This window comes from Microcoleus sp. PH2017_08_TRC_O_A (genome assembly GCF_020738665.1).
Classification (GTDB): domain Bacteria; phylum Cyanobacteriota; class Cyanobacteriia; order Cyanobacteriales; family Microcoleaceae; genus Microcoleus.
In genome coordinates this window covers 23121-45745 of sequence record NZ_JAEQCE010000040.1, presented here as the reverse complement: position 1 = coordinate 45745, position 22625 = coordinate 23121, and the positions used below count along the sequence as shown (strand labels likewise).

Here is a 22625-nt window from a genome sequence, read left to right as displayed (position 1 = left end):
GTTGAGGTTAAATAATCTTCCGCCGAAGTAGGGGCAATTCATGAATTGCCCCTACTCTAAATTTCAGGAATTGCTATCGCGAGTGAATCATACCTAAATTAAGCAACAGCAAACATTTATACTAACAGTGATGTTCTGGTTCGTTGTGATATTATCATTTACCGCTGTGGAGGAGTATTCATAGACCCAGGCGGTAAATTCATGATTTTGAGCAAGATGTTCGCCCACTCCTCATCCGTCGAGACCCTAAAGAAGTCACCTCCGGTGGTGTTTGCTATGCCCTCAAGGTCAGACGTATCAACACCACTAGGGCCAGTGAATATTATAAATATTTGCACTTGTGCACCAGTCGTCGGGTCAGGAGTGATGGGGTCGTTGGATGGCACAAATGGGAAAGGGGGATTAGCGTTGGGATCACCTGGGTTACTTCGTTGTTGTGTACTGCCGCCGAACAAAAAGTCATTACCGTCACTAGACTGAAGAAGCTTGGGGGATGACTCTCCGATCGGGATGTCGTTCAACGTACCGTAGGTGCTTTTAATCGCGAGTACGTTGATCGCTAACGAGGCGATAAATATTATGGCGATCGTCTTGTACGATCGAATTCTTAAATTGAGTGGCATCATGAAACTGCCTCTTGGGCGGTACTAAAACCCGTGAACATCGTCTTTTGAGAAAAAGTCCAAGCCATAATTTTTTTCCTTAACGAAGAAGGTTGTTAACCCGGTATCGATCGAGGGTGAATATGTCTTTGAGATCGAGCACGCTTTCGTAGCGGATCTCAGTCGTTTCTGACGTGAAAAATTGGTCAACGAGGGTCTTGGTAAGATCGATATATCCGATCCCTCCCTGCGTAACGGCGGAGTTAAGAGCGCCGGCCACCATCCCGGAAAAAGGACCGCGTGTGCTTTGCCACGCATTGCGAAACAGCCAAAAGATTTCTGGTGGCAAGCGTTTTGAAATACTGGCTAAGCCAACAGACTCGGCTTCTGGAGACGGTACAAGCAGCACAGAGTCCGTGTAATCTTCTATAAATTGCTTGAAGATTGGCTCATCAATCGGAAGCAGAGGATTGGTGGGCGAAGCGCGTATGCCCGACATCAGTGCCTGATCGAACAGAAACTGTCGTTCGTTCCATAGGAACACCGCACGCACAACGAGCCTGGGCGAACGGCCAAACGTGAGTTTTACCCAAGGACTATCCAAATGCCTGGTACCATTAGATTGCGTGCCCTCTAAGTTGAACGGTACTACGATTGGCGCAGTCGTGAATGTGATCCGCCGAGGGTATTTGACCAGCGGACGGTTAACGAAAAAAAGCTTGACTTCTGGAGAACTTTTCAAATCCCCGTGGCACTGGGATATTTCGTCAATCTTGGCAGAGACGTGTTTGGAAAGGGTAGTTACATAGTTCTTGAAATATGACTCCTGCAAAGTGTCAACGGACGTGCCAAAAATCTTCCTCCCTGTTTTGTTGATAATCTGAGTTTCGTCGATAATCTGAATTGAAGTTTGCACTTTTGGGCAGCTCTGCTGAGAGTACGTGCTTTCGATCGCGAGTACGTTGATTAGTAACGATGCAATAAATATTATGGCGATCGTCTTATGAGATCGAATTTTTAAATTGAGTGGCATAATGAAACTGCCTCTTCGGCGGTACTAAAACCCGTGAACGTCGTCTTTTGAGAAAAAGTCCAAACCATAATTTTTTTCCTTAACGAAGAAGGTCGTTAACCCGGTATTGATCGAGGGTGAATATGTCTTTGAGATCGAGAACGCTTTCGTAGCGGATCTCAGTCGTTTCTGACGCGAAAAATTGGTCAATCAGAGCCTTGTTAAGATCGGTATATCCGATCGCTCCCCGCGAAACGGCGGATTTCAGAGCGGGGTCCAGCCACGTGTAGAAAGGACCGCGTTGTCCCGACGCATAGCGAAACAGCCAAAGGATGTCTGGTGGCAAACGCTTTGAAATACTGGCTTCGGCGGCAGGCAGGGCTTCTGGAGACGGTGCAAGCAGCACAGAGTCCTTGTAATCTTGTATAAATTGCCTGAAGATGCCGTTATCAATCGGAAGCAGAGAATTGGTGGGCGAGGCACGTATGCCCGACATCAGTGCTTGATCGAACAGAAACTGTCGTTCGTTCCACAGGAACACCGCACGCACAATGAGCGTGGGCGAACGGCTGAACGTGAGTTTTACCCAAGGACTATCCAAATGCCTGGCATCATTAGATTCTGTACGCTCTAAATTGAACGGTGCTAAGGGCGCAGTCTTGACGAGCCGACGGTAAACGAAAAAAAGCTTGACTTCTGGAGAACTTTTCAAATCTCCGTGGCACTGCGATATTTCGTCAATCTTGGCAGAGATATGTTTGGAAATGGTCGTTACATAGTTCTTGAAATGTGACTCCTGCAAAGTGTCAACGGAGGAGGTGCCAGAAATCTGTCTCCCGCCCGTTTCGTCGATAATCTGAATTGAAGTTTGCACTTTTGGGCAGATCTGCTGAGAGTACGTGCTTTCGATCGCGAGTACGTTGATTAGTAACGATGCAATAAATATTATGGCGATCTTGTGAGATCGAATTTTTAAATTGAGTGGCATAATGAAACCCTTCCCTCAACTTTCTTGTCCAAATCAACGTCTGATACAAATTAATTTTGATGTTTGCCAAACCAACTCCTTTTAGCTCTTTGGAAAAAAAGTGTTGCAATGAAATGAATTGATTGATTTTTATTGCCTAATATTTAGCAGCTACTATTTATTGCCATCCTGAGCAACTCGATATAAAGAACAACATACCTCTTAATTAAACGATGTATGGCCGTTACAATAAAAGTTAACACACTGCCTTTTTGAGGACAGACTCTATTAACTCAGATCTCGCACCGCAGAGATTTGAAGGATTCTGGGAAAATTAATATCGTTTACGAATACACGTTTCCGACACTCGTAGTGGAGAGATCAAAATTTTAGACTCTGGTTCAAGCTCCCAGATTCATCTGTGGAGTCAATCGAACATCGAAAATCGACTGACCGTATTTTACAGCGGTATACGCAAAGTGGGAGCGGTGCATAATTTTATACATTACAGTTAAGTAAATATAATTTGTGGTAATAGACCTGATATGCTAAATTTGTCTCAAAATAGCAGCGAGTTAAGAAAAGCATAAGTTAATATATAAGACCGCAATCTTGTCAACCCACTAAATTTTATATGTAAGGCGTATGCCAGATATCTCGACTTCTACCACAGAAAACTCCTCAAATCCCGAGTCCGGCCTCCTGCCCCCGATTTTAAGAATTTTTGCAGCATTTCCAGATTACGATCGGGGCAACAGACACTACGCATCGGGAAGGTACGAAGCGGCAATCATTTGCTACGGAAAAGCGGTGCAAATTAAGCCGGATTGGGCCCGCGCGTGGCTGAATCTGGGCAAAGCTTACAAGCAACTGCACTCCTGGGCTGAAACGGTGGCCTGTTGCGATCGAGCGATCGCCATTAATCCCGAAGAATATTGGGCCTGGATGCTGCGCGGGACAGCACTGTTAAGTTTGCAAAATCACCCCGAGGCGATCGCGACTTTTGACAAAGCAATTGAAATCAATCCCGAAAAGCACGAAGCTTGGTATCAGCAGGGCAGAGTTTTAGAAGAATTGCAGGAGTGGGACAAAGCAGCAACCTGTTACAAAAAAGCAACCCAACTTCATCCAAATTTGCCCGCGATGTGGTGCAGGCAAGGCAGCGTGTTGCTGCAAGCCTCGCGCTACGCTGAGGCTGTGGCGGCCTACGAGCGCGCTCTCAAACTCGTCCCGACTAATTGGGAAGCTTGGCTGAACCGAGGTTTGGCTCTGATGAAGGCGGAACGCTACGCTGAAGCTGTAACTTCTTACGATCGCGCCATTCAACTGCAACCACAAAACACTTTGGCTTGGTTCAATCGGGGCATTGCTTCGGCAAAATTGCACAAATATGGAGAAGCAGTCACAGCTTACGATCGCGTCTTGCAACTCCAACCCAACGACTCCGAAGCTTGGCTGTACAAAGGCATGGCCCTGAGACACCAGTGGCGGGATGGCGCAATTGCTTGTTTCGATCGGGCAATTCAAATGAATCCCGCTTATCCCGAAGCATGGATCGGGCGCGGTCAAACACTGTCAGAATCAAGAGATTATGAAGGTGCGATCGATGCTTTCGATCGAGCGATTCAAATTAATCCGAATTTCCCCGAAGCTTGGCTGGGCAGAGGTATGGCCCTAGCAGAATTGGAACGCTACAAAGATGCGATTATCGCTTACAGCAATGCCCTCCAAATTGAAGGAAATTTTCTAGAAGCTTGGAATTTGCGAGGCGAAGCCCTAGAAAAATTGGAGCAATACGAAGAAGCGATCGCCTGTTTTGACAAAGTAATCTCTCTGAGTTCAGAAACAGACATTACATCAAAAGTAGGATTGCAGCAAGGCGCAGCGCTAGAAAAATTGCAGCGTTACGAAGAAGCCGTCGCAGCTTACAACCGCGTTATTCAAAACGTGCCAGACAATTTTGAAGCTTGGTTGAAACGTGGCAACGCCCTGTCAAATTTGGAACAGTACGAACAAAGTCTAGCATCATACGATCGAGCAATTACTATCTGGCCCGACAGCTATCAAGGCTGGGTGCAGCGAGGCCTGGTGCTGGGGAAAATGCAGCGCTATTCCGAATCACTTGTCGCTTTCGATCGAGTGATTCAACTCAAGCCCCACAACTGGGAAGCTTGGGCGCAGCGCGGCGACGTTTTGCAAAAATTGCAGCGGACTCAAGATGCAATTAGTTCTTACGGAGTCGCCCTAGAAATCAAACCAGATTACTACGAAGCTCTAGTCAGCCGAGAAGAATTGAGACTCAAAGATGCAATGTCAGGAAAATGGTAAAACAGTTGATAGTTGATAGTTGACTGTTGACTGTTGACAGTTCACCGAAAGACGAGCGAGAAGCCCCTGGCTGTCTTACATGGTCCGGAACGCGACTGCGACTTTAGTCGCCTACATTTTCCTCTTTAATTAATATCCTTTGATAGCAGGTGAGAAGGTATAATATAAAAAGGAGGTAACAAAAATGTTTGGATGCCAACAAAATTTAATTAGCCCGGATAAAAACCTAAAAGCAATTCTCGAATTCCTGTGCAGTGAGTCATCAAAACTGACTAATTGCGGTATTTATTATGCTCGTCAAATGTATTTTAAAACAGGTAAAATACCGGGGAGAGCAGATTTGCATAAAGTGCTAGGTACGGAGAACCGAAATTTGCACTATAAAGCATTCTATTCGGATACCGCACAGCAGATTTTAACTACTGTTGCCGAATCTTTCAAATCCTATATTGGACTATTAAAAGGCATAAAAGAAGGGACAGTAACTCAAAGACCGAGACTACCTAATTACCGACAGGGTGGTCTAGCTTTAGTAACGTATACAGCTCGCTCTGTGAAGCTTAAAGACGGGTTATTAAGATTTCCACTCGGCACCAAAGTTAAAGCTTGGTTCGGACTGGATGCTTTCTATCTACCTAGGCCCACAAACTTAGACCACAAAGCAATCAGAGAATATCGAATCCTGCCTAGAAACGGCTGCTTTTACTTGGAATTAATCTACAAGACTGAGCAGGTTCAAGCAGATGTAGATCCATCTAAAGCTTTGATGATCGACCACGGAATGAACAATTGGCTAACCTGTGTAAGCAATACTGGGACTAGCTTTATCGTTGATGGGTTGCACCTAAAGTCGCTCAATCAAGGATATAATAAGCGCGTTGCGTTTTTGATGTCCGGGAAAGCGAATGGTTATTGGTCAAAACGACTGGAGAGATTGACAGAAAATCGCAATCGCACAATGCGAGATGCTGTTAACAAAGCTGCTCGGAAGGTGATTGCTCATTGTTTAGCTAACAATCTAGGTACTGTGATATTCGGTTGGAATGTGGGGATGAAAAATGGTCTCAATCTGGGTTCTCAAACTAACCAAAAGTTTGTTCAAATTCCAACTTGTAGACTCAAGGATAGAATCGCTCAATTGTGCGAAAAATACGGGATTCGGTTTGTCGTGACCGAAGAATCATATACTTCTAAAGCTTCATTTGTCGATCGGGACGTGCTACCTAAATTCTGCGAAAAACTTTCGTGGGTGGCAGTCAAGCGGTAAACGAGTTAAGCGCGGATTGTATCGCACCCTTGAAGGTTTGTTAATCAATGCCGACTGCAACGGTGCAGCTAATATCGGTAGAAAAGTAGCGGCAACTTTGGGGCTTTGTCTCAAAGAAGTCAGTAGAGGTGCTTTGTTAACGCCTTTGAAAGTCCCTTTGTGGTCTTAATCAAGAATCCCCCCGATTCATCGGTGGGGAGTATCAATACGCTTATTTCAGTGGCGATATTCCAGCGCTGCGGGCCGCCGATGAGGCGCTCAAAGCTGGGGGATTTGCTTTTGCTTTGATTACCGCTGAGGGAATGCTGCAAAACAAACCGCCGCTGATCCCTTATCCGAGTCACTGGGTGGCGCTGTTGGGAAATGTCGCAATTGATGAGGGAAGCGATCGAAAGGGCGATCGATCTCGCGTTAGTTTTGATGTTTATACTTGGGGTAGAAAAATGCGCGTAGATATTCCTAAGAACTCTTTTGAGAATTATTTTTGGGTCGCCATTACAGGGCGCTAAATTTAATGCGATCGGAGACGGGATATCAGAGATTAGAAATTCAGTCAACACATGAATCCGAGGCTAAAAAGATTGATCTCTGGTGTTACAGGCAGGATATCTATGCAACCCGAAAAGTGCCCGATCTCAATATAACGATCGAGAGCAATATTTTCAATAAAACCCCATCCACCTGCTAACAGGAACGAAAAAAATTAGCCCTCAGCTCGATCGCACAGCAAAAAACCAAGGTGATGAGGCTAACAGTGCAATATGTCAGTTATCAAGAATACTTTCCGCGGGAGATTGCCCGACGGCACCCTAATTTGAAAATTAGGACAGGCAATTGCTGATTCTGCTGGCTTCATGTTATAGTAGTTTTTCAAGAATTAAATTCGGTTGCGTAGTTTGTTGGTGTTTATTTACAAGCGTCTCTCCGAATCTAAGTCTCTGCACCCTAATAGATTCTGGAGATTTTATGTCGATTTACGTGGGTAATCTTTCTTATGAGGTCACATCAGACGACCTCAACGAAGTATTTGCCGAGTACGGAACTGTAAGCCGCGTCCAAGTGCCAGTGGACCGGGAAACAGGCAGAATGCGGGGTTTTGCTTTTGTCGAAATGGCCAGCGAAGCAGAAGAAGCAGCAGCCATTGCAGCCCTCGACGGTGCTGAGTGGATGGGCCGTGACTTGAAAGTCAACAAAGCCAAACCTCGCGAAAACAACAACAAACGCTCCTCGGGTGGCGGTGGCTGGGGCGACAACAATCGCTCTTCACGACGATACTAAGCTTTGAGACTGAAAATTTGAATTTTGGTAGTTGACAGCAAGTGCGAATGCTGCTTTTTTTTCGGGCTGTTGGACTCGCTAAATACAACTGCCAAACCTTTAACTCAGTTTAGCCCCCTCCTTCGAGTGAGGGGGCTTTGTTGTTGGCGAAAAATTCCACGAGGTACGCCCGCCGCGCAGCGGACAGCCTAACTCGCAATTCTGTATCGCGATCAACTGCTTTTTTCAAGAAGCTTTCGGGATTTATGGGCGCAACTCCTGTAAACTATCAAAACTAGAATTAACTCCAAAGAAAAGTTACAATAACGCAAAAGTGATATTGCTCAAAAAAACAAATAATCTTTACTGAAAATTAGCAGATCAAACCAGCCAGACCCGCAAATCAATAGATTTTGCCTGAATAAAGATGCCCAAGATCTACAGCACGGCGGAACTCATTAACATCCTCGCAGAAGAGCGCCAAGCCTGCTTGCACGGGCGACGCCTCAATTTGACTGAAACTCCTGCTACAGGAAACCCCGTGATCGATCGCTTTCTCAAATCTGAGGGCGTTCAAAAGTTCACTGCTTATCAAAATTTTAAGGCAGCCGTGCATGAATACCAGCGGGAACATCAAGTTTCTGGGATTGTCTGGCGGGAAATGACGGTTAAAGGCAATAGTCTGCGCTACCCGGCAGTGGATGACGAATTAATCGCTCTACCGATCGATTTGATGACGCTGAAGGCTGCTAAGACTGCGATGTTGGAATTCTGGGAGCGGGTAACTGCGGGGATGGATTTGTATTTGAGTATTAATAGTGGGAAGGATTTTCGAGCGATCGAGCCGATCGACGTAGAAGCTCTAGCCCAGCGTACAGAATGGGCGAGTCTCTCGAAGTGGGAAAAGTTGGATTTTCTCGAAATTTTGTTGCAGTTGGGCTGGGGGAAGCCCGAGGAAGCCTATTACAAGCGGGGATGGCCGACATCCGGCAGCGAGTACATTCACGCCGTAAAACCCGGACAGCGGCCGATTTGTTAATTAGTCAGTAGTCATTAGTCAGTAGTCAGCAGTCAGTAGTCAGCAGTCATTATATCAAATCCGGCAGCATCGTAATTATAAGAGTGCGAGCGTCTCGCGAGCGATCTATGCCGCGAGCGAGACGCTCGCACTGATATCATCCAAATATATTATTCCGATGCAGCCGGAAATGATATTAGTCATTAGTCAGCAGTCATTAGTCATTATTAGTCAGTAGTCAGTAGTTACTGATTATTGGGAGATATTCAAAAATAACAAATAACAATTGCCAACTGCCAACTGTCAACTGCCAACTGCCAACTGTCAACTGTCAACTGTCAACTGACAAAGCATCAAGCCAAACCACTGATTTGGGTCTGTCCAAACTTGCACCGGCTTTAAACCGCGCTGCGAAAGATCTGCCTTTACAGTATTGAGATTAAACTTGCGCGAAATTTCGCTGCGGATAGTTTCTCCGGCGGCAAATTCAACCGTTAAATCGAGCGCGCGCAAGTTGACTGTTTGCGCTTTCTTACTTTTCAAGTGCATTTCAATTTGACATTGTTCTTGATTGTAAAAAGCCCAATGCTCGAACTGCGCTAAATCAAAATTTCCCTGATACTTCCGATTTAAATGTCGCAGCATATTCAAGTTAAAGGCTGCGGTCACTCCTTGACTGTCATCGTAGGCCGGCTCTAAAATATCCTTAGATTTGTCTAAGTCAATTCCCAGCAAAAAATACTCTCCCGGCTGCAATGCACCGACAACTTGCGAGAAGAATACATCGCATTCTTGATGGTTGAGATTGCCGAGGGTGCTGCCTAGAAAGCAAATCATTCGGGTTGGCAATGGCGACGGGGCAATTTTAGCTAAGGCTAATTCGTAAGTGCTGACAAGTCCGTGAATTTGGAGCGATGGATAATCTGCTAACAGTTGACAAGCGCTGCTTTCTAGGATAGTGGGGCTGATGTCGATCGGCAAATAGTGCAGCGGATATTCCAATTTGCTGTAAGCATCGAGGAGAATCCGGGTTTTGGTGGAACTGCCGCTGCCAAGTTCGACGATTTCGCACGGGCCCGTCAAATGCGCGATCGCCCCTGCACACTCTTGCAAAATTGCCGTCTCAGTGCGCGTTAAGTAGTATTCCGGCAACTGACAAATCAACTCGAAGAGGTTCGAGCCGCGATCGTCGTAGAAATACTTGGGAGGCAGGGTTTTGGGGTTTTGAGTCAACCCGGTAATTGCATCGCTGCCAGCATTGATTTCTGCGGGTGTCGGTGCCACAGCGCTCACCAGCCGCTCTAAGTGCAGCCGGTTTTCTTTGGTTGACGCTGGGTTTGTCTTGTCGGAAAGTCTTGGAGATTTCATAGAGTAAAATTAAGATGCACAAATTGATATAGCACACAGTTGCGTTGCTGAAGATCGCACTCAAGCTAGATTTTTGAGGCCGCTCTCCGTTCTGTATGTTCTCACCCGATGGCGAGTCGCGTCCACAAATTAAAATTCAACAAATATCAACCTAAATTATTAAATCATTTACAAACCTTTTTTAACCTAGTATTTTTAAGTGGAAAAAAGTTTTGGTGTTTGACAAACAAATATTGTCTAAAATTAACTGGAAATAAATTTTATTTTTTAAATTTAAATCTTACAGGTTCGTAGTGAGGACTTTAGTCCGCATAAAATTAGAGGACTCGCATTCCTCACTACAAACCTATGTGATTGTAGTTGTGGCGCAGCGAAAACCCGCGATAATTTGCCGCACGCCCGGATAGTACCAATTCCGAAAAGTCGATCGCAGTGCCTGAGGAAAAGTTGCCCAACTCCCGCCTTTCAAAACCCGATGTTCTCCATCAAAATAGAGTTCAGAGTATCCCCGATAAGGATAACTTTCAAATCCTGGATAGGCGTCAAAGGTTGAAGCTGTCCACTCCCAGACATTGCCCAACATATCACAACAGCCTGCTGGACTTGCTCCCGTTGGAAAAGCATCAACGGGGGAAGTATTGGCAAGATGATTGCCGTGATTGCACAGGCTGGCATTTGGCCGTGCTTCTCCCCAAGGATAGGTAAGTTTTGTCCCAGTTGTGGGATCCCAACTGGCTGCTTTTTCCCATTCGGCTTCCGATGGTAAGCGCTTCCCGACGAAGTTGCAGTAAGCTTCGGCTTCGTACCAACTGACGCCGCAAACTGGATGGTTGTTGAAAGCAGGGTTTTCTGACCAGTAAAGCGGGCGATCGACTAAATGAACTTTTTGCCATTCCCAGCCCTCAGCAGACCACCAATCGCGGTTCTGATAGCCGCCGGATGTCATAAAATCTCGGTATTGACCGCAAGTGACCGGATAGCGATCGATCGCGTATGCTTCTAGATCGCACAGATGGCGCGATCGCTCGTTATCCAAAGTTTCAGCAGCATCGCTTCCCATATAAAATTCCCCGCCGGGAATCTCAATCTCTGGGGAATCGGTAATGGGTAATGGGTAATTGGTAATGGGTAATTGGGAATTGGTAATCGGGAATTGGGAATTGGGAATTAATCTTCCTTCTTCCTCCTTACTTCTATCCGTTAAATCCGTTACATCTTGTACACTGCTCGTTGCCGAACTTCCCTCTTCCTTCTTCCCTCTTCCTTCTTCCCTCTTCCTTCTTCCTTCTTCCTTCCTTAGCATTTGCAGCACGAAAGCAACTGTTTCGCAGTGCTGACTTTCGTGCTGAATAATAAACCGCCAGAGACGTTCCTGTTGTGCGATCGGCGCAACGTCCAAATAATCTAACACCTTTTTTCGCACCGCATCCAGATACAATTCAACTTCTGGTAGCGCAGGCAAAAAAACTCGTTGTTTTTTCGGCAAAATATCCGCAGCAAACAGTTGGTGATACTCAGGAAAAACTGGCTTGAACCCACCACATTTCTGCAACAGCCACAAATCCTCAGTATAAGCAATGTGACCTAAATGCCAACCAACCGGACTAAAATCTGGATGGGCTTGACGGCAGAAAGTATTGTAATCGATGTCTGCAAATAGTTGAAAAGTGCCGCGGCGACACTGCTGCAAATCCTGATAAATTGCCTCTTTACAAGATTGGATTGATTTCGATCTCACCGTCTACTCCCGTACTGATCGTGCTCTGGACTGGACACTCGTGCCAATTGCCACCAAATAAAGGCTCAGAAGCAATGATGACAGAATTGGGGAAATTTAAATCGTCCCGCAGCCAATACAGGGAAGGAGGGACTTTTGGGAAAGCAAAACGAGATGCAACGAGCTGCTGTCCGTCGCTGATAATAATATTTGCTGAAAATTCAACTTGGTGAGCGTTTGCTAGTTCAGCCAAAGTTTTCAGGCAGTTTTGCAAAGCAGCTTTTAGGCTCAGATTGCTGGCTGTTAATTCATTGACAAATAAGCCGAAGATGTGCTCTGAATCTGTAGTACCGTTAATTGATTGATAAAGGGTATCGTTGAGCCGATCGCGAATTGGTCTGTAAAGACTTTTGCGAAAATTCTGCACAAAGCCGTTGTGTACGAACAACAGGCGATCGTGTTGAAACGGCTGACAGTTGCTCAAATCTAGAGCTTGTCCTGAAGTTGCACTGCGAACATAGGCGATCGCACAGCCGGATTCAACATATCGGCTGATACTCGGCAGATTGATGTCGTTCCAAATTGGCTGTACATTTTTATAAGTAAACGGATCGGTATCGAGGTGCGGGTGATACCAACCGATACCAAAACCGTCAGCATTGAGCAAGCCCGAAGTCATTTCGCGGGGCTGGTAACTCTGCACAATTAGCGAATGTTCCGGCTTGTACAGAATAGAATCGAGTAAAATCGGCTCGCCGAGGTAGCCAAGCAAACGGCACATAAAATTTTGTAAACAAACAGATTAGCATTGTAAATCATTTGCCGACAATTTTCCGGCAAGCGTTTTTTGCAGCATGAGCTTGCCCATCTTTAACAGGCTCGATCGCCCTTTTTTTGCAGTCTGCTGCCAGCATCTCCGTACAAACGGTACAGTAAAGATAGAACCCCAGCAGCACAAGGAGACTCTTGAATGTTCCTCGACGAACTCATCCCAGTGGTCAAAGAATTGATCCAACAGCCGATCGCCTTTGCGGGCGGATTTTTTTCTGGCCTGCTTCGACTCAACCTTCACGAAGATCCCGTTAGAAGCTGGATCGATGAGCAAGCCGGTTCAACTTCCTACACTCCTCCCGCAGCCGAAGCCACCAATGCTAAAAGCACGGGGCCTCAGTCGATCTCGATCGACTAAGCAAAAGGACTAACTATTGCAGTCAGTAGAAAGGGTTTGTCGGTGCGGCAAACCCTTTTAGTTCAAAGGCGATCCTTCAACAGTTGACAGTTGACAGTTGACAGTTGACAGAAGGAGAGCGACCTCTACCCTTAAGTCCGAGTATTGGAGTAATGAATAGTCTGATTTTAATTTCTCCCGATCGGGCGGGCGGGCTTTCAACCAATTCTTTCTGGTCAGTTTTAAGCGAGATGGCACTTGAGAGTCAAATGAACCGGTTATTATATGTAGCAACAACAAGTTTAGTTCGATCGACATGACTATCTATATTGGAAATTTGTCCTACCGCGCCACCGAAGAAGACCTGAAATCAGTATTTGCAGAGTACGGCACAGTCAAGCGAGTTGTCTTACCTACCGACAGGGAAACCGGTCGGATGCGCGGCTTTGCATTTGTCGAGATGATGGAAGATGCCCAAGAAGACGCTGCAATTACCGAATTAGACGGTGCAGAGTGGATGGGGCGTCCCTTGCGAGTGAACAAAGCTAAACCGAAAGAAGAGGGCAATCGAGGCCCAGGCATGAATAGGAACAGCGGATATTAGGAATGAAAATTAAATAACTTCCACAAGTTTGTGGGATGGGCGTCCCGCCCGTCCAGAAAGAACGGGCTCTTCTGCCCCATCCCACTTTCAAGAGTGTAAGTTATTAAATTTTCGTTCTTTAAAAAGAGTAAATTCGCCCTTTTTCATCAATATAAACTGACCGATCTTGCCTAGTGCGGCCGTCTGATGTGGTGATGCGAACCGTCACAATGTTTTCCTTGGCATCAACGTTATAGTCGTATTTCAAAGTTGTGGTTCCTCCTTTGACATTAATCGGAATATTGGCAATGTCTCCGGTGCGGTTGCTGACGCGAACCATGATATTTTTGCTAGCTCCAACTGGCAAGGATGACAAGCCGACACCTGATTGACCGTATTCTAGGTTTAATCCGGTTTCATTTAACAGTCTCAGGGTAATGTTGCGAGTATAGTCAACCTGTGCTTGAGGTTGCCAAAATCCTGGTTTTGTACCGCCGTCAGTTGCAGGTTGAGATAATGCTGGATGGGGATGCAGACAGCCGAGGGCAGCAAGTATTGCTGCGGTTGCAATAATTTTTGATTTCACAAAAAAGCTCGGTAAGTGGGAAGCTCAGCGTATGAAAGACCTGAGAGGAAAACAACACGGGCGGTTTCAACCGCCTTGAATCTTTCTCTATCCATTTATGCATTACCGCCTTGGAGTTGCTTGATTTGGTGTACTTTTGTAATGTACTTAAGGGCAGGACAGTTACCGCCTCAAACCTTGCAACTCGCGATCGCATAATTTTTGCTCTTGTCGAGCCTCCCTTTCGGGGTAATGTTAGCTTGTCGGTCAATGTTATAAGAGCTTGTTAGGCTGAAAGCACTGCCTCAGTGACCCTAAGACTGTTTAACCTTCAGCGACAGAGCAGGGGACTAGCTTCGTATCCACAGGGTGTCGTGACTCAAATAACGTAGTCAGTTAAGACTTAGGCTAGTCAGCATAGCTTACTCGATCGCTCTTGCAAGCTCAGTCCCTTTAGGGCTGGGTTACTGACTGTTTCTACCTCCGGTTAAAGTGTCGGTGATATTTCTATGCTAGCTTGAAAATCTGATGTTTTTAATTGAGGATTTAGGTTTCCAAATGCGGTATCACTGAACCACTCAAGGATGGAAGGCAATATATCTATGCAGAAACCGGGTTTTTGTAATCATGGTTAAATATTGTTGCTGTTTGCATCGCAATAATAATTTTTGTGCTGGGCTGGCGGGATGCTGGTTAATTTTTAACGATCGCGCGCGCGGCATCTAGCAACAGGCGCTGTTCGGCGCGGGCGATCGCCCTGTAAGTCTGTTCTGTAGTATCGACATTCACCGAAATAGACGAAATCCCCCACCGCACCAAGGATTCAACTATCTCGGGATACAAAGCTGGAGCATCGCCACAGATAGAACAAGGAATCCCCGCAGCCCTGGCTTGTCGGATTAATTGCTCGATCGCCCTCATTACTGCTCGATCGCGTCCGTTGAAACCACCTGCTACCTGTTGGGAGTTGCGGTGAATGCCTAACAGAAACTGAGTTAAATCGTTGGTGCCGATGGAAATTCCTTGAACTCCTGCTTTTACGTAATCTGGCAATAAAAATAATACCGAAGGAACTTCCGCCATAATCCATATTTGAAACTGGTCGGGTCGATTTTTCCAAATAGTTTCTAAGCGCTGGCGGCAGTAGACAAATTCGTCTACGGAGCGCATGAAAGGCAAAATTAAATTGACATTTGTATGACCAGACTCGCAGACTTTTTGAAGTACGGACAACTCCCAATCAAATAACTCCGGTTCAAAGGTATCGCTGAAACTGCCATGAGATCCTGAGTCGCGCAAGTCGAGAGAGCGATAAAATATTGGTCGCGGTGCTACCGCTGCGGCAAATAAACTGAGACAATCTGCCATGCGATCGACAAATTCCGATTGGCGACCATCTTGCAGCCAAATTTTGGGGTTTTGACAGTCCAAAGCTTCCAATGCCATCAATTCCGATCGCAATAATCCGATGCCGTCGATGGGCAGATTTCTGAGGCGATCGATCGAACTTGTTTGGCTGACATTAACCAGCAGTTGAGTTGCCGTTGGCGCGCCCCAAACTGATTCGGGAGATTCTGCCCGTCGAGGTAAGGATGCGGGATTGGACGATCGCTCTGATATTGAAAATTGGTGGTTGGCTATTGACATTTTTGCTGCTGTACTGTATGTATCCGCATTGTTTGGCGTTTCCTGAAGCGGGTTGCTGTCTGCTGTGTCGATCGCCGGATGTGGAGCGAGGGCAAAAACTTCTCCGCTATCGCCATCTACCAATACCGAATCCCCCGAGGCGATCGCGCGAGTCGCCCCGACAACTCCCACAACCGCAGGAATTCCCAATTCTCTCGCTAAAATGGCGCCGTGGCCTGTCATCCCTCCTTGTTCGGCAACTATCCCAGCAGCAACTTTCAACCAAGGCAGCCAATTCGGATCGATTGTGCGGGCTACCAAAATTCCTCCGGCTAAGAAGTCCGCGTTTTCTGGGTGGGAATTAGTCATAACTTGGGCAATTGCTTCGGCTTTTCCTGAGGCGGCGCCCAAACCCTTGAGGATAGCAGGAGTTCGCGTTTGGGCGATCGCTTTTTCCCGGGAGGGCGCCACTTGTTCCCGTTTAAAAAGACGCATTTGAGTAAAATAAAACTGCGGATCGCTACTGTTTGCTGTATGGTTTAGCGTCCACTCCAAGATTACATTACAGTCAAATTCGGCGATTACTTTTTGGCTCAATTCAATGAGTTTTTGCAATTGCGATTCCTCTAAAACGTATTCACTTTGCCATTTCTCTCCCAGCGTCAAAAGTTCTACGCAACTGCCAGCAAAATCGGGAATTAACAATGTAGAATTGGTGATTTTTCGGCTTTCCCAATTCCCGAGCAGCGGTTTTTTTTTCGGCTTCCCCTCCCCGGTTTTGAGATTGTATGCTAATGTTTTGTAACCGAGCCGCTGGAAGTTAACCGCCCCTGTTTCGGGCTGCACTTGATAGTAATCGGGGATGGTTTCTCCCCGAGCGAGGGACAGTCCCAAACCGCTGGTGGCTTGGATTTCCCAGGCTGCACCGCAGTTAGTTTTTACCTCGCCCGCGGCGATAGTTGGGAAGATTGGCTGCACCAAAACTACGGGATTTATTTGCTGTATCTTCATGCCGCACCGCTGCCAGTAAAATAGACTTCTGGCTCTGAACAATTCTGCCCAAGCGCGTTTGAGTCCGGCTTCAATGGCTTCTGGTTCGGCACTTACTGCGTGAGATTCCAGGATTCCGGTTGTTTTCGGGTTCCAGGAAGTCAGGGAAGGGCGAAAAATTAAGGCTTGGGAGTTGAGCTGACAAACAGCAGACTCTAGGGTGGAGAGTAGTGCATCTGGCAGTTTGGCGGTGAGGATTTGGTGGCGGATGCTGCGAGCGATCGATTGCAGTTGTCTGGGTTCATCGACATTCAAGTGTAGCGAAGAGTGGGGCCAGTCAGCCAACAGCGGTTCTAGCCAGTCGATCGACTCTAAAAACTGCGAAAATGTTGTAGTCGGCACGACAAAACCCGGTACAGCGGGATGATTTTGGGCGAGTAAACAGCTTAAGTAAAATGCTTTTTCTCCCACTGCATCTCGGTCTGAAGGTTGAATTTTGTCTAGCCAGTAGAGATTTGTCACGCTGGGAGCCTGTCCTTGGAAACTGATTTAATTTTGATAGTTTTTCCCATTAATCACATACCACAATTTTACGATGAACGAGCGAAATTGGACGGGATTAGTCAAATCTTTTCTCAATCTATTTCTTAAGTCTAACTGTCCTCTTTGTCAGCGATCGGCCGCCGAGGAGTTTTGCGGGTACTGCCACAAGCAACTTCAGCGCTGTCAGTTAGCCGATCCGGGTCGATTTTGGGCCTCCCAACAGCGTGTTTTTGTCTGGGGGGAGTACGGCGGGACTCTCAAACGGGCGATCGCAGCTTTAAAATATGAAGGAAATCCACAATTAGCAAAACCTCTCGGTGGCTGGCTGGCAGAATCTTGGCTGAGTTTTCCCGAATTAGCTATTGACAATTTAACAGTTGTACCGATTCCCATGCACAAATCAAAGGTCAAGGAACGGGGTTTCAATCAGGCGGAACTTTTGGCGGAAAGTTTTTGCGAGCTGACTGGTTTGCCTTTGCAGCGGCACGGTTTGGAGCGGGTGAAAAATACTCAGGCTTTATTCGCTCTGACAGCACAGCAGCGGCAAGCGGAAATGAAAGATGCTTTAATTTTGGGGAAAGATTTTCGGCGCCGTCTCCCGCGCAATCCAGTTTTGTTGGTTGATGATATTTACACTAGCGGTACTACTGTCAAGTCGGCAATTAAAACATTGAAAGAGTCGGGAATTGCGGTTTATGGAACTGTGGCACTTGCCAGTCCCCCTCGGCGCGATCGCTAATCTATTTTACTTTCAATTTTAAATATAGCCTTTCGAGCTTCCATAGGAGGTACTCATGGCCTCCGCGGTCTCTGCGGGCATACCTCACCACGCTTGAGAACCGCTATAATCTTATGCTGAAATGCTGTAGTGATTGACTGAGTTAACCTTTTATTATACCCTAATCAAGGGTAAAACAGCTTACTCCCTTCGGAAGAGCAAAGTTGCGCTGCTGCATTTCTTACCAGGTGAGGCACACTGAATCATTTGACTGTCAAGCTTTTTAGCTTTCACCACCTACCTTGCCAAACCGATAGCCACTGTATTTCCTTGTACCCAGATAACTAAACGTGAAAAAAAACAATGCTTAGTCCCGGATCTCAGCCCCCGAACCCACTCAATGATTGCCCTGAAAAAACTGTACTTTTCAAGGATAAAGTAATAGTAAAACTATTTAATTTGTTTTTTGAAATAGAGTTTTTCATCAAAGTTGCTATTGCTTGTACCCTGCTCCAGCAGTTAATTTATTGGCTCTCGAACAAAATCCATCTCGACTTTACCGCCGAGGTTTTACTGTACTGGTTGGTTGGGTCGGTTTCATTCTACAGCATCGGTATTGTTATTGAAAAAGTTCTTAAAACCAACGAGACTTGGTGGCAAAGATTCAATGTCAGAGTCAAGAAAGTGAAAGAACAACCGTTCCCTGCATTTACTGTTCGAGGAATCCTGGCCGGAGAAATTAAAAGTTTAGCAGCAGCAGCGATTATCCTGTACCTAGCTCCCGAAGTTCATCGAGGAAATAGCTGGCTCTTAAATCTTGAATGGTTCTTGATGAGAATAATTGCGGCGGATTTCTGCTTTTACGTTACCCATTGGCTCTTTCACAAAAAGTTCTTTCAGGAAATACATCTCAAACATCACGACTTCCTGGATTCATCGAGTTTTGTTGCCGGTCATAAAAGCCTGCTTGAATATGCTATCGTCACCGTTGCAGACGTTTTGCCTGTTTTTGTATTCGGATACGATATTGCTCAATTGTGCGCCTGGACTATTATCGGGAATGCTTACAACCTAGAAGGTCACAGTTCTCTGTCAATATTTTTCATTTCCTCGGATTTTCACGATCTCCACCACTCTCGGTTTAAGGGAAACTACGGCATTCAAGGATTTTGGGACAGGGTATTCAATACGCTAAACCATCCCACAAAAAAGCCCGGAATTATGTTCCCGGTGGCTTCTCTGGAAAAGAGCCTCCTCAAGCCGTCCTATAAGGGCATTGATGGTGGGAATTGAACCTCGACTCGTTCTGGTAGGGCGATCGCCGATCCAAAGCTTTCCTTAAGCTTTGATCGGTTCGGGATCTCGAAGACAAAGAGATGATTGCGCTAGCGATCGGGAAGTTTTTGAAGAATTCTGATACATCAACTACCTCATGATTGAGAACCCACACCTTCAAATATACTTCTAATACGTACTGCCGTTCGCAATTGATAGCGCGATTGAAACGGGATTGGCAGAATTTGATATAGCGGTTCTCAAGCATGGTGAGATATGCACTATGCCCACGGAGGCCACGCAGGCCACGCAGGCCATGAGTACCTCCTATGGGAACTCGAAATATAGGTCAATACCGTTTACTTAAGACCGCCCTGGGGGTAAATCGCTATGAAAAATATATACTGCGATTGCTTCGTTCCTCGCAATGACCATCTTAAGTCAACCGTATTGGGCTATAGGTTTGTAGTGGATGCACTTGCAACCTCAGAAACCGGGTTTCTATGAATATTTCTCGTCACTAAATCCAAAAACTCGTAGAAACCCGGTTTCTCGCCCCCCGCGAGTCGCCTCTGAAAGTGTCCGAAGTGTTGATTGATGATGATTTGCTAGCAAGATTTTTTTGGGGAAACGAACCGCGAAGACGCGAAGTCCGCGAAGGAAGAGAAAGAAGAGAGAGTTTAGGCGCCAAGCGGAAATTGCTGGCTGATGTTCCAGCGGCTGCCGTCGTGAAGCAGTAAGGTTAAGGCAGCGGCGGTAAACTGAAAGTGGAGTTCGCGCGCTGCGAATTCCAGCCAAGCCGTTTGAAAATTCTCCTCAGTTAAATCGCGAAACGCTACAGTCATGTGCGGTACAAATGAGCGAGTCTGAGAAATGCGATCGACAATTCCTAAATTTGCCGCGACATAACTCATCAAATCTGTTTGAATCTCCAGCAATTGGGGCGATTTGACAACATCCGCATAAATGACGCGGGGTGCGAAAGCGGCAAAACCGGATAGCGTAACGGGAATTGGGAGCCGATTTGCAGTAAAGGCCCTGAGACTTTCCTCTAATTGCGCCACATCCGCCGCAGGCCGTTCAAAGGGAGGTTGCAGTGTGATGTGGGGTGGCGAATTCAAAGCACCACGGCTGTTGTAGCGATCGGCAAAATACAGTTTAATCTCGGTAATCTGCTCTTGAATATCGTCTGGCGCCACTAAAGCTATAAAAAATCTTTGTTTTGACAGGTGCATGGGATAGCATCGAATTAAGGAAGGAATGGCCGAGTACGGGCGATCGAGTATTTCCTCAATGCCCCGCACCAAAACACCCATTCCCAATCTACAATCCAAAATCCCAAATCTAAAATCTAAAATTTAAAATGCCTTGGTTTGTCAAAATTGAGCAAGGAATTGTCGAAAAGCCTGTGTTTGACCAGCACGTGCCAGCTCACAGAGCTTATGTCCGAGATTTGATTTCTAAAGGACACCGAGCGAAAACTGGCTACTGGGCGAGGCGGGGCGGCGGTATGTTGATGTTTGAGGCGGCTTCGATGGATGAGGCAAAGGCGATCGTCGCTGAAGACCCGCTGGTGAAGAACGGTTGCGTTATTTATGAAATTTATCACTGGTGTGTGGTTGAAGAATAAATAACTGTGTTATACTCGTAAATGAACTGGATCCACGCGATTCCAACGCCCAAATCTTGTCAGGACCGGAAGGTAGCAGCAACACGGGATGCTTGTAATAGGCGTGGTCTCCGGTTCACCCAGTTTTATGAGGTGTAGTTCCTATGCCTGGTTTCGGAGATATTTTACAAAAAGCAGTTTACCTTGGTGTCGGGCTAGCTTCCTACGCTGGTGAAAAAGCTGGCAGCAAGTTAACTGAATTACGCACTGAAGCCCAAAAGCTGGCAGATGAATTGGTGAAGCGCGGTGAGATGTCAACAGAAGAAGCTCGTCGCTTTGTTGATGATATGGTGCAACAAGCTCAGCAGCAGCAACCACCTGTAGAAGCTGCTGGGGACAAAAAACCCGCTGAACCTCGGCGGATTGAAATTGTTTCTGAGGAAGAAGAAGTTTCTACAAAAGAAACTAAAGAAACCGGCGGCGTAGACAAGCTCCGCGAACAGGTACAGAATTTACAAGACGAATTGCGGCGGCTCAAGCGCGATTAAGCGAAAAAAGCTCGCGCAGCAAAGCAGGAAGGGAACTCAGGATAATAATCTTGAGTTCCCTTTTTGAATATCTTCTCTGTCAGATGTGGGTGGATATACCGCAATAGGTAATAGAATTGAGAGTAGGTGCGATAGCTTCGCTGGAGGCAGGCTGTACTTATCAAAAAATTGGGTTTAAAACCCCGTCCTTAAGGACGGCTTTAATTTTTTGGTAAATTTTACTGAGCCTGTTAGAATGGAATAGTAAAACAAACGACAAACAATGAAAGCAAGATTCCAATACAGATTCTATCCTACCACTCAACAACGCCAAAGTTTAGCGCAGTTGTTTGGTTGTGTGAGAGTTGTTTGGAATGATGCCTTAACTCAAAGCAAGTCAGGAAAATATCCCGGCTATAACACTCTATCCAAGTCTCTAGCTCTATCTAAAAAGACAGAAGAGAGAGCATGGTTAAAAGATGTGTCATCCGTGCCATTGCAGCAATCCCTCAAACAATTAGATGTTGCTTACAAAAACTATTTTGACTCCCTAAAAGGGAAGAGAAAAGGTAAAAAACTCGGTCAACCCAGGTTTAAAAAAAAGACTAACAGTCAATCTGCAACTTTTGTCAAATCGGGTTTCTCTATCAAAAGTGAGTCCGTGTATCTGGCAAAAATCGGAAATGTTAGTCCTATTTGGTCGAGACAACTGCCGTCAGACCCTAGCTCTGTCACAGTAATCAAAGATTGTGCCAACCGTTATTTCCTGAGCTTTGTTGTAGAGATTAATTCCGATATTGTCGAAGCTAAAAACCACAGCATCGGCATCGATCTGGGTATTAAAACCTTTGCAGTGATGAGCGACGGAACATCAGCTAAAAGTCCAAGCTACAAACAGTTAGACCGAAAAATTCGCAGACTGCAACGCAAGTTGGCAAGGCAGCCCAAAGACTCAAAGCGCCGAAACAAAACTCGCATTCAGATTGCGAAACAGTACAATCAAATTGGGGATACCCGTAAAGACTTTCTGCACAAACTATCGACCAAAGTTGTTAGTGAGAATCAAACTATTATTTTGGAAGATTTGAATGTGTCGGGCATGGTCAAAAATCGGAAACTGGCGAGAGCAATTAGCCAACAGGGATGGTACGAGTTTAGGGCTTTGTGCGAGGCTAAGTCTGAAAAGTTTGGCAGAGAGTTTAGGGTAATTAGTCGCTGGGAACCAACAAGTCAAATCTGTTCAAATTGCGGTTTTAGATGGGGGAAATTGGATTTAAAAATCCGCTCGGTTCAATGCTTGAATTGCGGTATCGAACACGATCGCGATGAGAATGCAGCCAAGAATATAAACAAAGTCGGGATAGGGCATTGCCACGACTCTAAACGGACACAGAGAGAAGGTAAGACCACTTGTGGCACATCTCCGTGAAGTGTCAAGAATCCCCGCGCGTTCACGCCGGGGAGTATGTCAACTGTTAAAGATTT

General features: G+C 46.0%; 23 protein-coding genes and 1 other RNA gene. 15 read left to right on the top strand and 9 right to left on the bottom strand.

The genetic code is table 11. From position 1 onward, the window contains the following. Positions 1-702 precede the first annotated feature (702 nt). Positions 703-1635, bottom strand: coding sequence for a hypothetical protein (locus JGK22_RS16065; protein ID WP_293313184.1), 933 nt, complete (start codon positions 1633-1635; stop codon positions 703-705). Between the two features lie 79 nt (positions 1636-1714). Then, on the bottom strand, positions 1715-2602 hold the full coding sequence (locus JGK22_RS16060; RefSeq protein ID WP_293313182.1) for a hypothetical protein: 888 nt from the start codon (positions 2600-2602) through the stop codon (positions 1715-1717). A 624-nt stretch (positions 2603-3226) separates the two neighbouring features. Here JGK22_RS16060 and JGK22_RS16055 point away from each other — a divergent pair. From JGK22_RS16055 to JGK22_RS16030, 6 genes are all read left to right on the top strand, one after another. Next, positions 3227-4909: a tetratricopeptide repeat protein gene (locus JGK22_RS16055; RefSeq protein ID WP_293313180.1), complete on the top strand. Its 1683-nt coding sequence runs from the start codon at positions 3227-3229 to the stop codon at positions 4907-4909. A 184-nt stretch (positions 4910-5093) separates the two neighbouring features. Further along, entirely contained in the window at positions 5094-6176 is a 1083-nt protein-coding gene (locus JGK22_RS16050; protein WP_293205975.1) for a transposase, read from the top strand. A gap of 16 nt (positions 6177-6192) precedes the next feature. Beyond that, positions 6193-6345 carry a hypothetical protein gene (locus JGK22_RS16045; RefSeq protein ID WP_293190639.1) on the top strand — a complete coding sequence of 51 codons (153 nt, stop codon included), beginning with the start codon at positions 6193-6195 and terminating at the stop codon, positions 6343-6345. 115 nt (positions 6346-6460) lie between these two features. After that, the gene (locus JGK22_RS16040; RefSeq protein WP_293179228.1) at positions 6461-6685 is read left to right on the top strand and encodes a hypothetical protein; all 225 of its coding nucleotides are present in this window, start codon (positions 6461-6463) and stop codon (positions 6683-6685) included. A gap of 457 nt (positions 6686-7142) precedes the next feature. Further along, complete coding sequence (locus JGK22_RS16035) at positions 7143-7454, top strand: RNA-binding protein (protein ID WP_293179231.1); 312 nt, start codon at positions 7143-7145, stop codon at positions 7452-7454. A gap of 406 nt (positions 7455-7860) precedes the next feature. After that, entirely contained in the window at positions 7861-8472 is a 612-nt protein-coding gene (locus JGK22_RS16030) for a hypothetical protein (RefSeq protein WP_293179234.1), read from the top strand. 303 nt (positions 8473-8775) lie between these two features. On the opposite strand, the gene egtD is transcribed toward JGK22_RS16030, so the two are convergent. The 4 genes from egtD to JGK22_RS16010 all read right to left on the bottom strand — a co-directional run bounded on the left by egtD (position 8776) and on the right by JGK22_RS16010 (position 12492). Beyond that, positions 8776-9819, bottom strand: coding sequence for an L-histidine N(alpha)-methyltransferase (egtD, locus tag JGK22_RS16025; protein ID WP_293179237.1), 1044 nt, complete (start codon positions 9817-9819; stop codon positions 8776-8778). 346 nt (positions 9820-10165) lie between these two features. Continuing rightward, positions 10166-11557 (bottom strand): SUMF1/EgtB/PvdO family nonheme iron enzyme, encoded by a 1392-nt coding sequence (locus JGK22_RS16020; RefSeq protein ID WP_293190641.1) that lies wholly within the window; start codon positions 11555-11557, stop codon positions 10166-10168. Further along, entirely contained in the window at positions 11529-12317 is a 789-nt protein-coding gene (egtC, locus tag JGK22_RS16015; RefSeq protein ID WP_293179243.1) for an ergothioneine biosynthesis protein EgtC, read from the bottom strand. The genes JGK22_RS16020 and egtC overlap by 29 nt, the downstream gene beginning before the upstream one ends. A 34-nt stretch (positions 12318-12351) precedes the next feature. Continuing rightward, positions 12352-12492 (bottom strand): hypothetical protein, encoded by a 141-nt coding sequence (locus JGK22_RS16010; RefSeq protein ID WP_293150157.1) that lies wholly within the window; start codon positions 12490-12492, stop codon positions 12352-12354. A 14-nt stretch (positions 12493-12506) separates the two neighbouring features. Between JGK22_RS16010 and JGK22_RS16005 the strand changes: the two genes are divergently transcribed. From JGK22_RS16005 to JGK22_RS15995, 3 genes are all read left to right on the top strand, one after another. Next, on the top strand, positions 12507-12725 hold the full coding sequence (locus tag JGK22_RS16005; RefSeq protein WP_293150155.1) for a hypothetical protein: 219 nt from the start codon (positions 12507-12509) through the stop codon (positions 12723-12725). Positions 12726-12877: 152 nt separating this feature from the next. Continuing rightward, the gene (locus JGK22_RS16000) at positions 12878-13024 is read left to right on the top strand and encodes a hypothetical protein (protein WP_293203114.1); all 147 of its coding nucleotides are present in this window, start codon (positions 12878-12880) and stop codon (positions 13022-13024) included. After that, positions 13021-13308 (top strand): RNA-binding protein, encoded by a 288-nt coding sequence (locus JGK22_RS15995; RefSeq protein WP_293179249.1) that lies wholly within the window; start codon positions 13021-13023, stop codon positions 13306-13308. The genes JGK22_RS16000 and JGK22_RS15995 overlap by 4 nt, the downstream gene beginning before the upstream one ends. Before the next feature lie 118 nt (positions 13309-13426). Here JGK22_RS15995 and JGK22_RS15990 read toward each other — a convergent pair whose 3' ends face one another. Both JGK22_RS15990 and JGK22_RS15985 read right to left on the bottom strand, forming a co-directional pair. After that, entirely contained in the window at positions 13427-13873 is a 447-nt protein-coding gene (locus JGK22_RS15990; RefSeq protein WP_293190643.1) for a hypothetical protein, read from the bottom strand. A gap of 672 nt (positions 13874-14545) precedes the next feature. Continuing rightward, positions 14546-16990, bottom strand: a complete 2445-nt coding sequence (locus tag JGK22_RS15985) for a putative PEP-binding protein (protein ID WP_293313177.1) — start codon at positions 16988-16990, stop codon at positions 14546-14548. Between the two features lie 73 nt (positions 16991-17063). Between JGK22_RS15985 and JGK22_RS15980 the strand changes: the two genes are divergently transcribed. Then, positions 17064-17750, top strand: a complete 687-nt coding sequence (locus tag JGK22_RS15980) for a ComF family protein (protein WP_293205979.1) — start codon at positions 17064-17066, stop codon at positions 17748-17750. A 342-nt stretch (positions 17751-18092) separates the two neighbouring features. After that, positions 18093-19022: a sterol desaturase family protein gene (locus tag JGK22_RS15975; protein WP_293179259.1), complete on the top strand. Its 930-nt coding sequence runs from the start codon at positions 18093-18095 to the stop codon at positions 19020-19022. A 662-nt stretch (positions 19023-19684) separates the two neighbouring features. Here JGK22_RS15975 and JGK22_RS15970 read toward each other — a convergent pair. Continuing rightward, entirely contained in the window at positions 19685-20338 is a 654-nt protein-coding gene (locus tag JGK22_RS15970; RefSeq protein WP_325315694.1) for a 2'-5' RNA ligase family protein, read from the bottom strand. A 29-nt stretch (positions 20339-20367) separates the two neighbouring features. Between JGK22_RS15970 and JGK22_RS15965 the strand changes: the two genes are divergently transcribed. The 4 genes from JGK22_RS15965 (at position 20368) to JGK22_RS15950 (ending at position 22569) form a co-directional block, all read left to right on the top strand. Next, positions 20368-20634, top strand: coding sequence for a YciI family protein (locus JGK22_RS15965; protein ID WP_293179261.1), 267 nt, complete (start codon positions 20368-20370; stop codon positions 20632-20634). A 23-nt stretch (positions 20635-20657) separates the two neighbouring features. After that, an RNA gene (gene ffs, locus JGK22_RS15960) (signal recognition particle sRNA small type) lies at positions 20658-20754 on the top strand. Positions 20755-20777: 23 nt separating this feature from the next. Next, positions 20778-21161: a hypothetical protein gene (locus JGK22_RS15955; protein WP_293179263.1), complete on the top strand. Its 384-nt coding sequence runs from the start codon at positions 20778-20780 to the stop codon at positions 21159-21161. Between the two features lie 262 nt (positions 21162-21423). Beyond that, a complete protein-coding gene (locus JGK22_RS15950; protein WP_293190646.1) occupies positions 21424-22569 on the top strand; it encodes a transposase in 1146 nt (381 codons plus the stop codon). Positions 22570-22625 lie beyond the last annotated feature (56 nt).

Bases quoted from the DNA above. Each gene is read 5' to 3' on its own strand.
- JGK22_RS16065 (WP_293313184.1), bottom strand. From the start codon at position 1,635: ATGCCACTCAATTTAAAAATTCGATCTCATAAGACGATCGCCATAATA.
- JGK22_RS16060 (WP_293313182.1), bottom strand. From the start codon at position 2,602: ATGCCACTCAATTTAAAAATTCGATCTCACAAGATCGCCATAATATTT.
- JGK22_RS16055 (WP_293313180.1), top strand. From the start codon at position 3,227: ATGCCAGATATCTCGACTTCTACCACAGAAAACTCCTCAAATCCCGAG.
- JGK22_RS16050 (WP_293205975.1), top strand. From the start codon at position 5,094: ATGTTTGGATGCCAACAAAATTTAATTAGCCCGGATAAAAACCTAAAA.
- JGK22_RS16035 (WP_293179231.1), top strand. From the start codon at position 7,143: ATGTCGATTTACGTGGGTAATCTTTCTTATGAGGTCACATCAGACGAC.
- JGK22_RS16030 (WP_293179234.1), top strand. From the start codon at position 7,861: ATGCCCAAGATCTACAGCACGGCGGAACTCATTAACATCCTCGCAGAA.
- egtD (WP_293179237.1), bottom strand. From the start codon at position 9,819: ATGAAATCTCCAAGACTTTCCGACAAGACAAACCCAGCGTCAACCAAA.
- egtC (WP_293179243.1), bottom strand. From the start codon at position 12,317: ATGTGCCGTTTGCTTGGCTACCTCGGCGAGCCGATTTTACTCGATTCT.
- JGK22_RS16005 (WP_293150155.1), top strand. From the start codon at position 12,507: ATGTTCCTCGACGAACTCATCCCAGTGGTCAAAGAATTGATCCAACAG.
- JGK22_RS16000 (WP_293203114.1), top strand. From the start codon at position 12,878: ATGAATAGTCTGATTTTAATTTCTCCCGATCGGGCGGGCGGGCTTTCA.
- JGK22_RS15995 (WP_293179249.1), top strand. From the start codon at position 13,021: ATGACTATCTATATTGGAAATTTGTCCTACCGCGCCACCGAAGAAGAC.
- JGK22_RS15980 (WP_293205979.1), top strand. From the start codon at position 17,064: ATGAACGAGCGAAATTGGACGGGATTAGTCAAATCTTTTCTCAATCTA.
- JGK22_RS15975 (WP_293179259.1), top strand. From the start codon at position 18,093: ATGCTTAGTCCCGGATCTCAGCCCCCGAACCCACTCAATGATTGCCCT.
- JGK22_RS15965 (WP_293179261.1), top strand. From the start codon at position 20,368: ATGCCTTGGTTTGTCAAAATTGAGCAAGGAATTGTCGAAAAGCCTGTG.
- JGK22_RS15955 (WP_293179263.1), top strand. From the start codon at position 20,778: ATGCCTGGTTTCGGAGATATTTTACAAAAAGCAGTTTACCTTGGTGTC.
- JGK22_RS15950 (WP_293190646.1), top strand. From the start codon at position 21,424: ATGAAAGCAAGATTCCAATACAGATTCTATCCTACCACTCAACAACGC.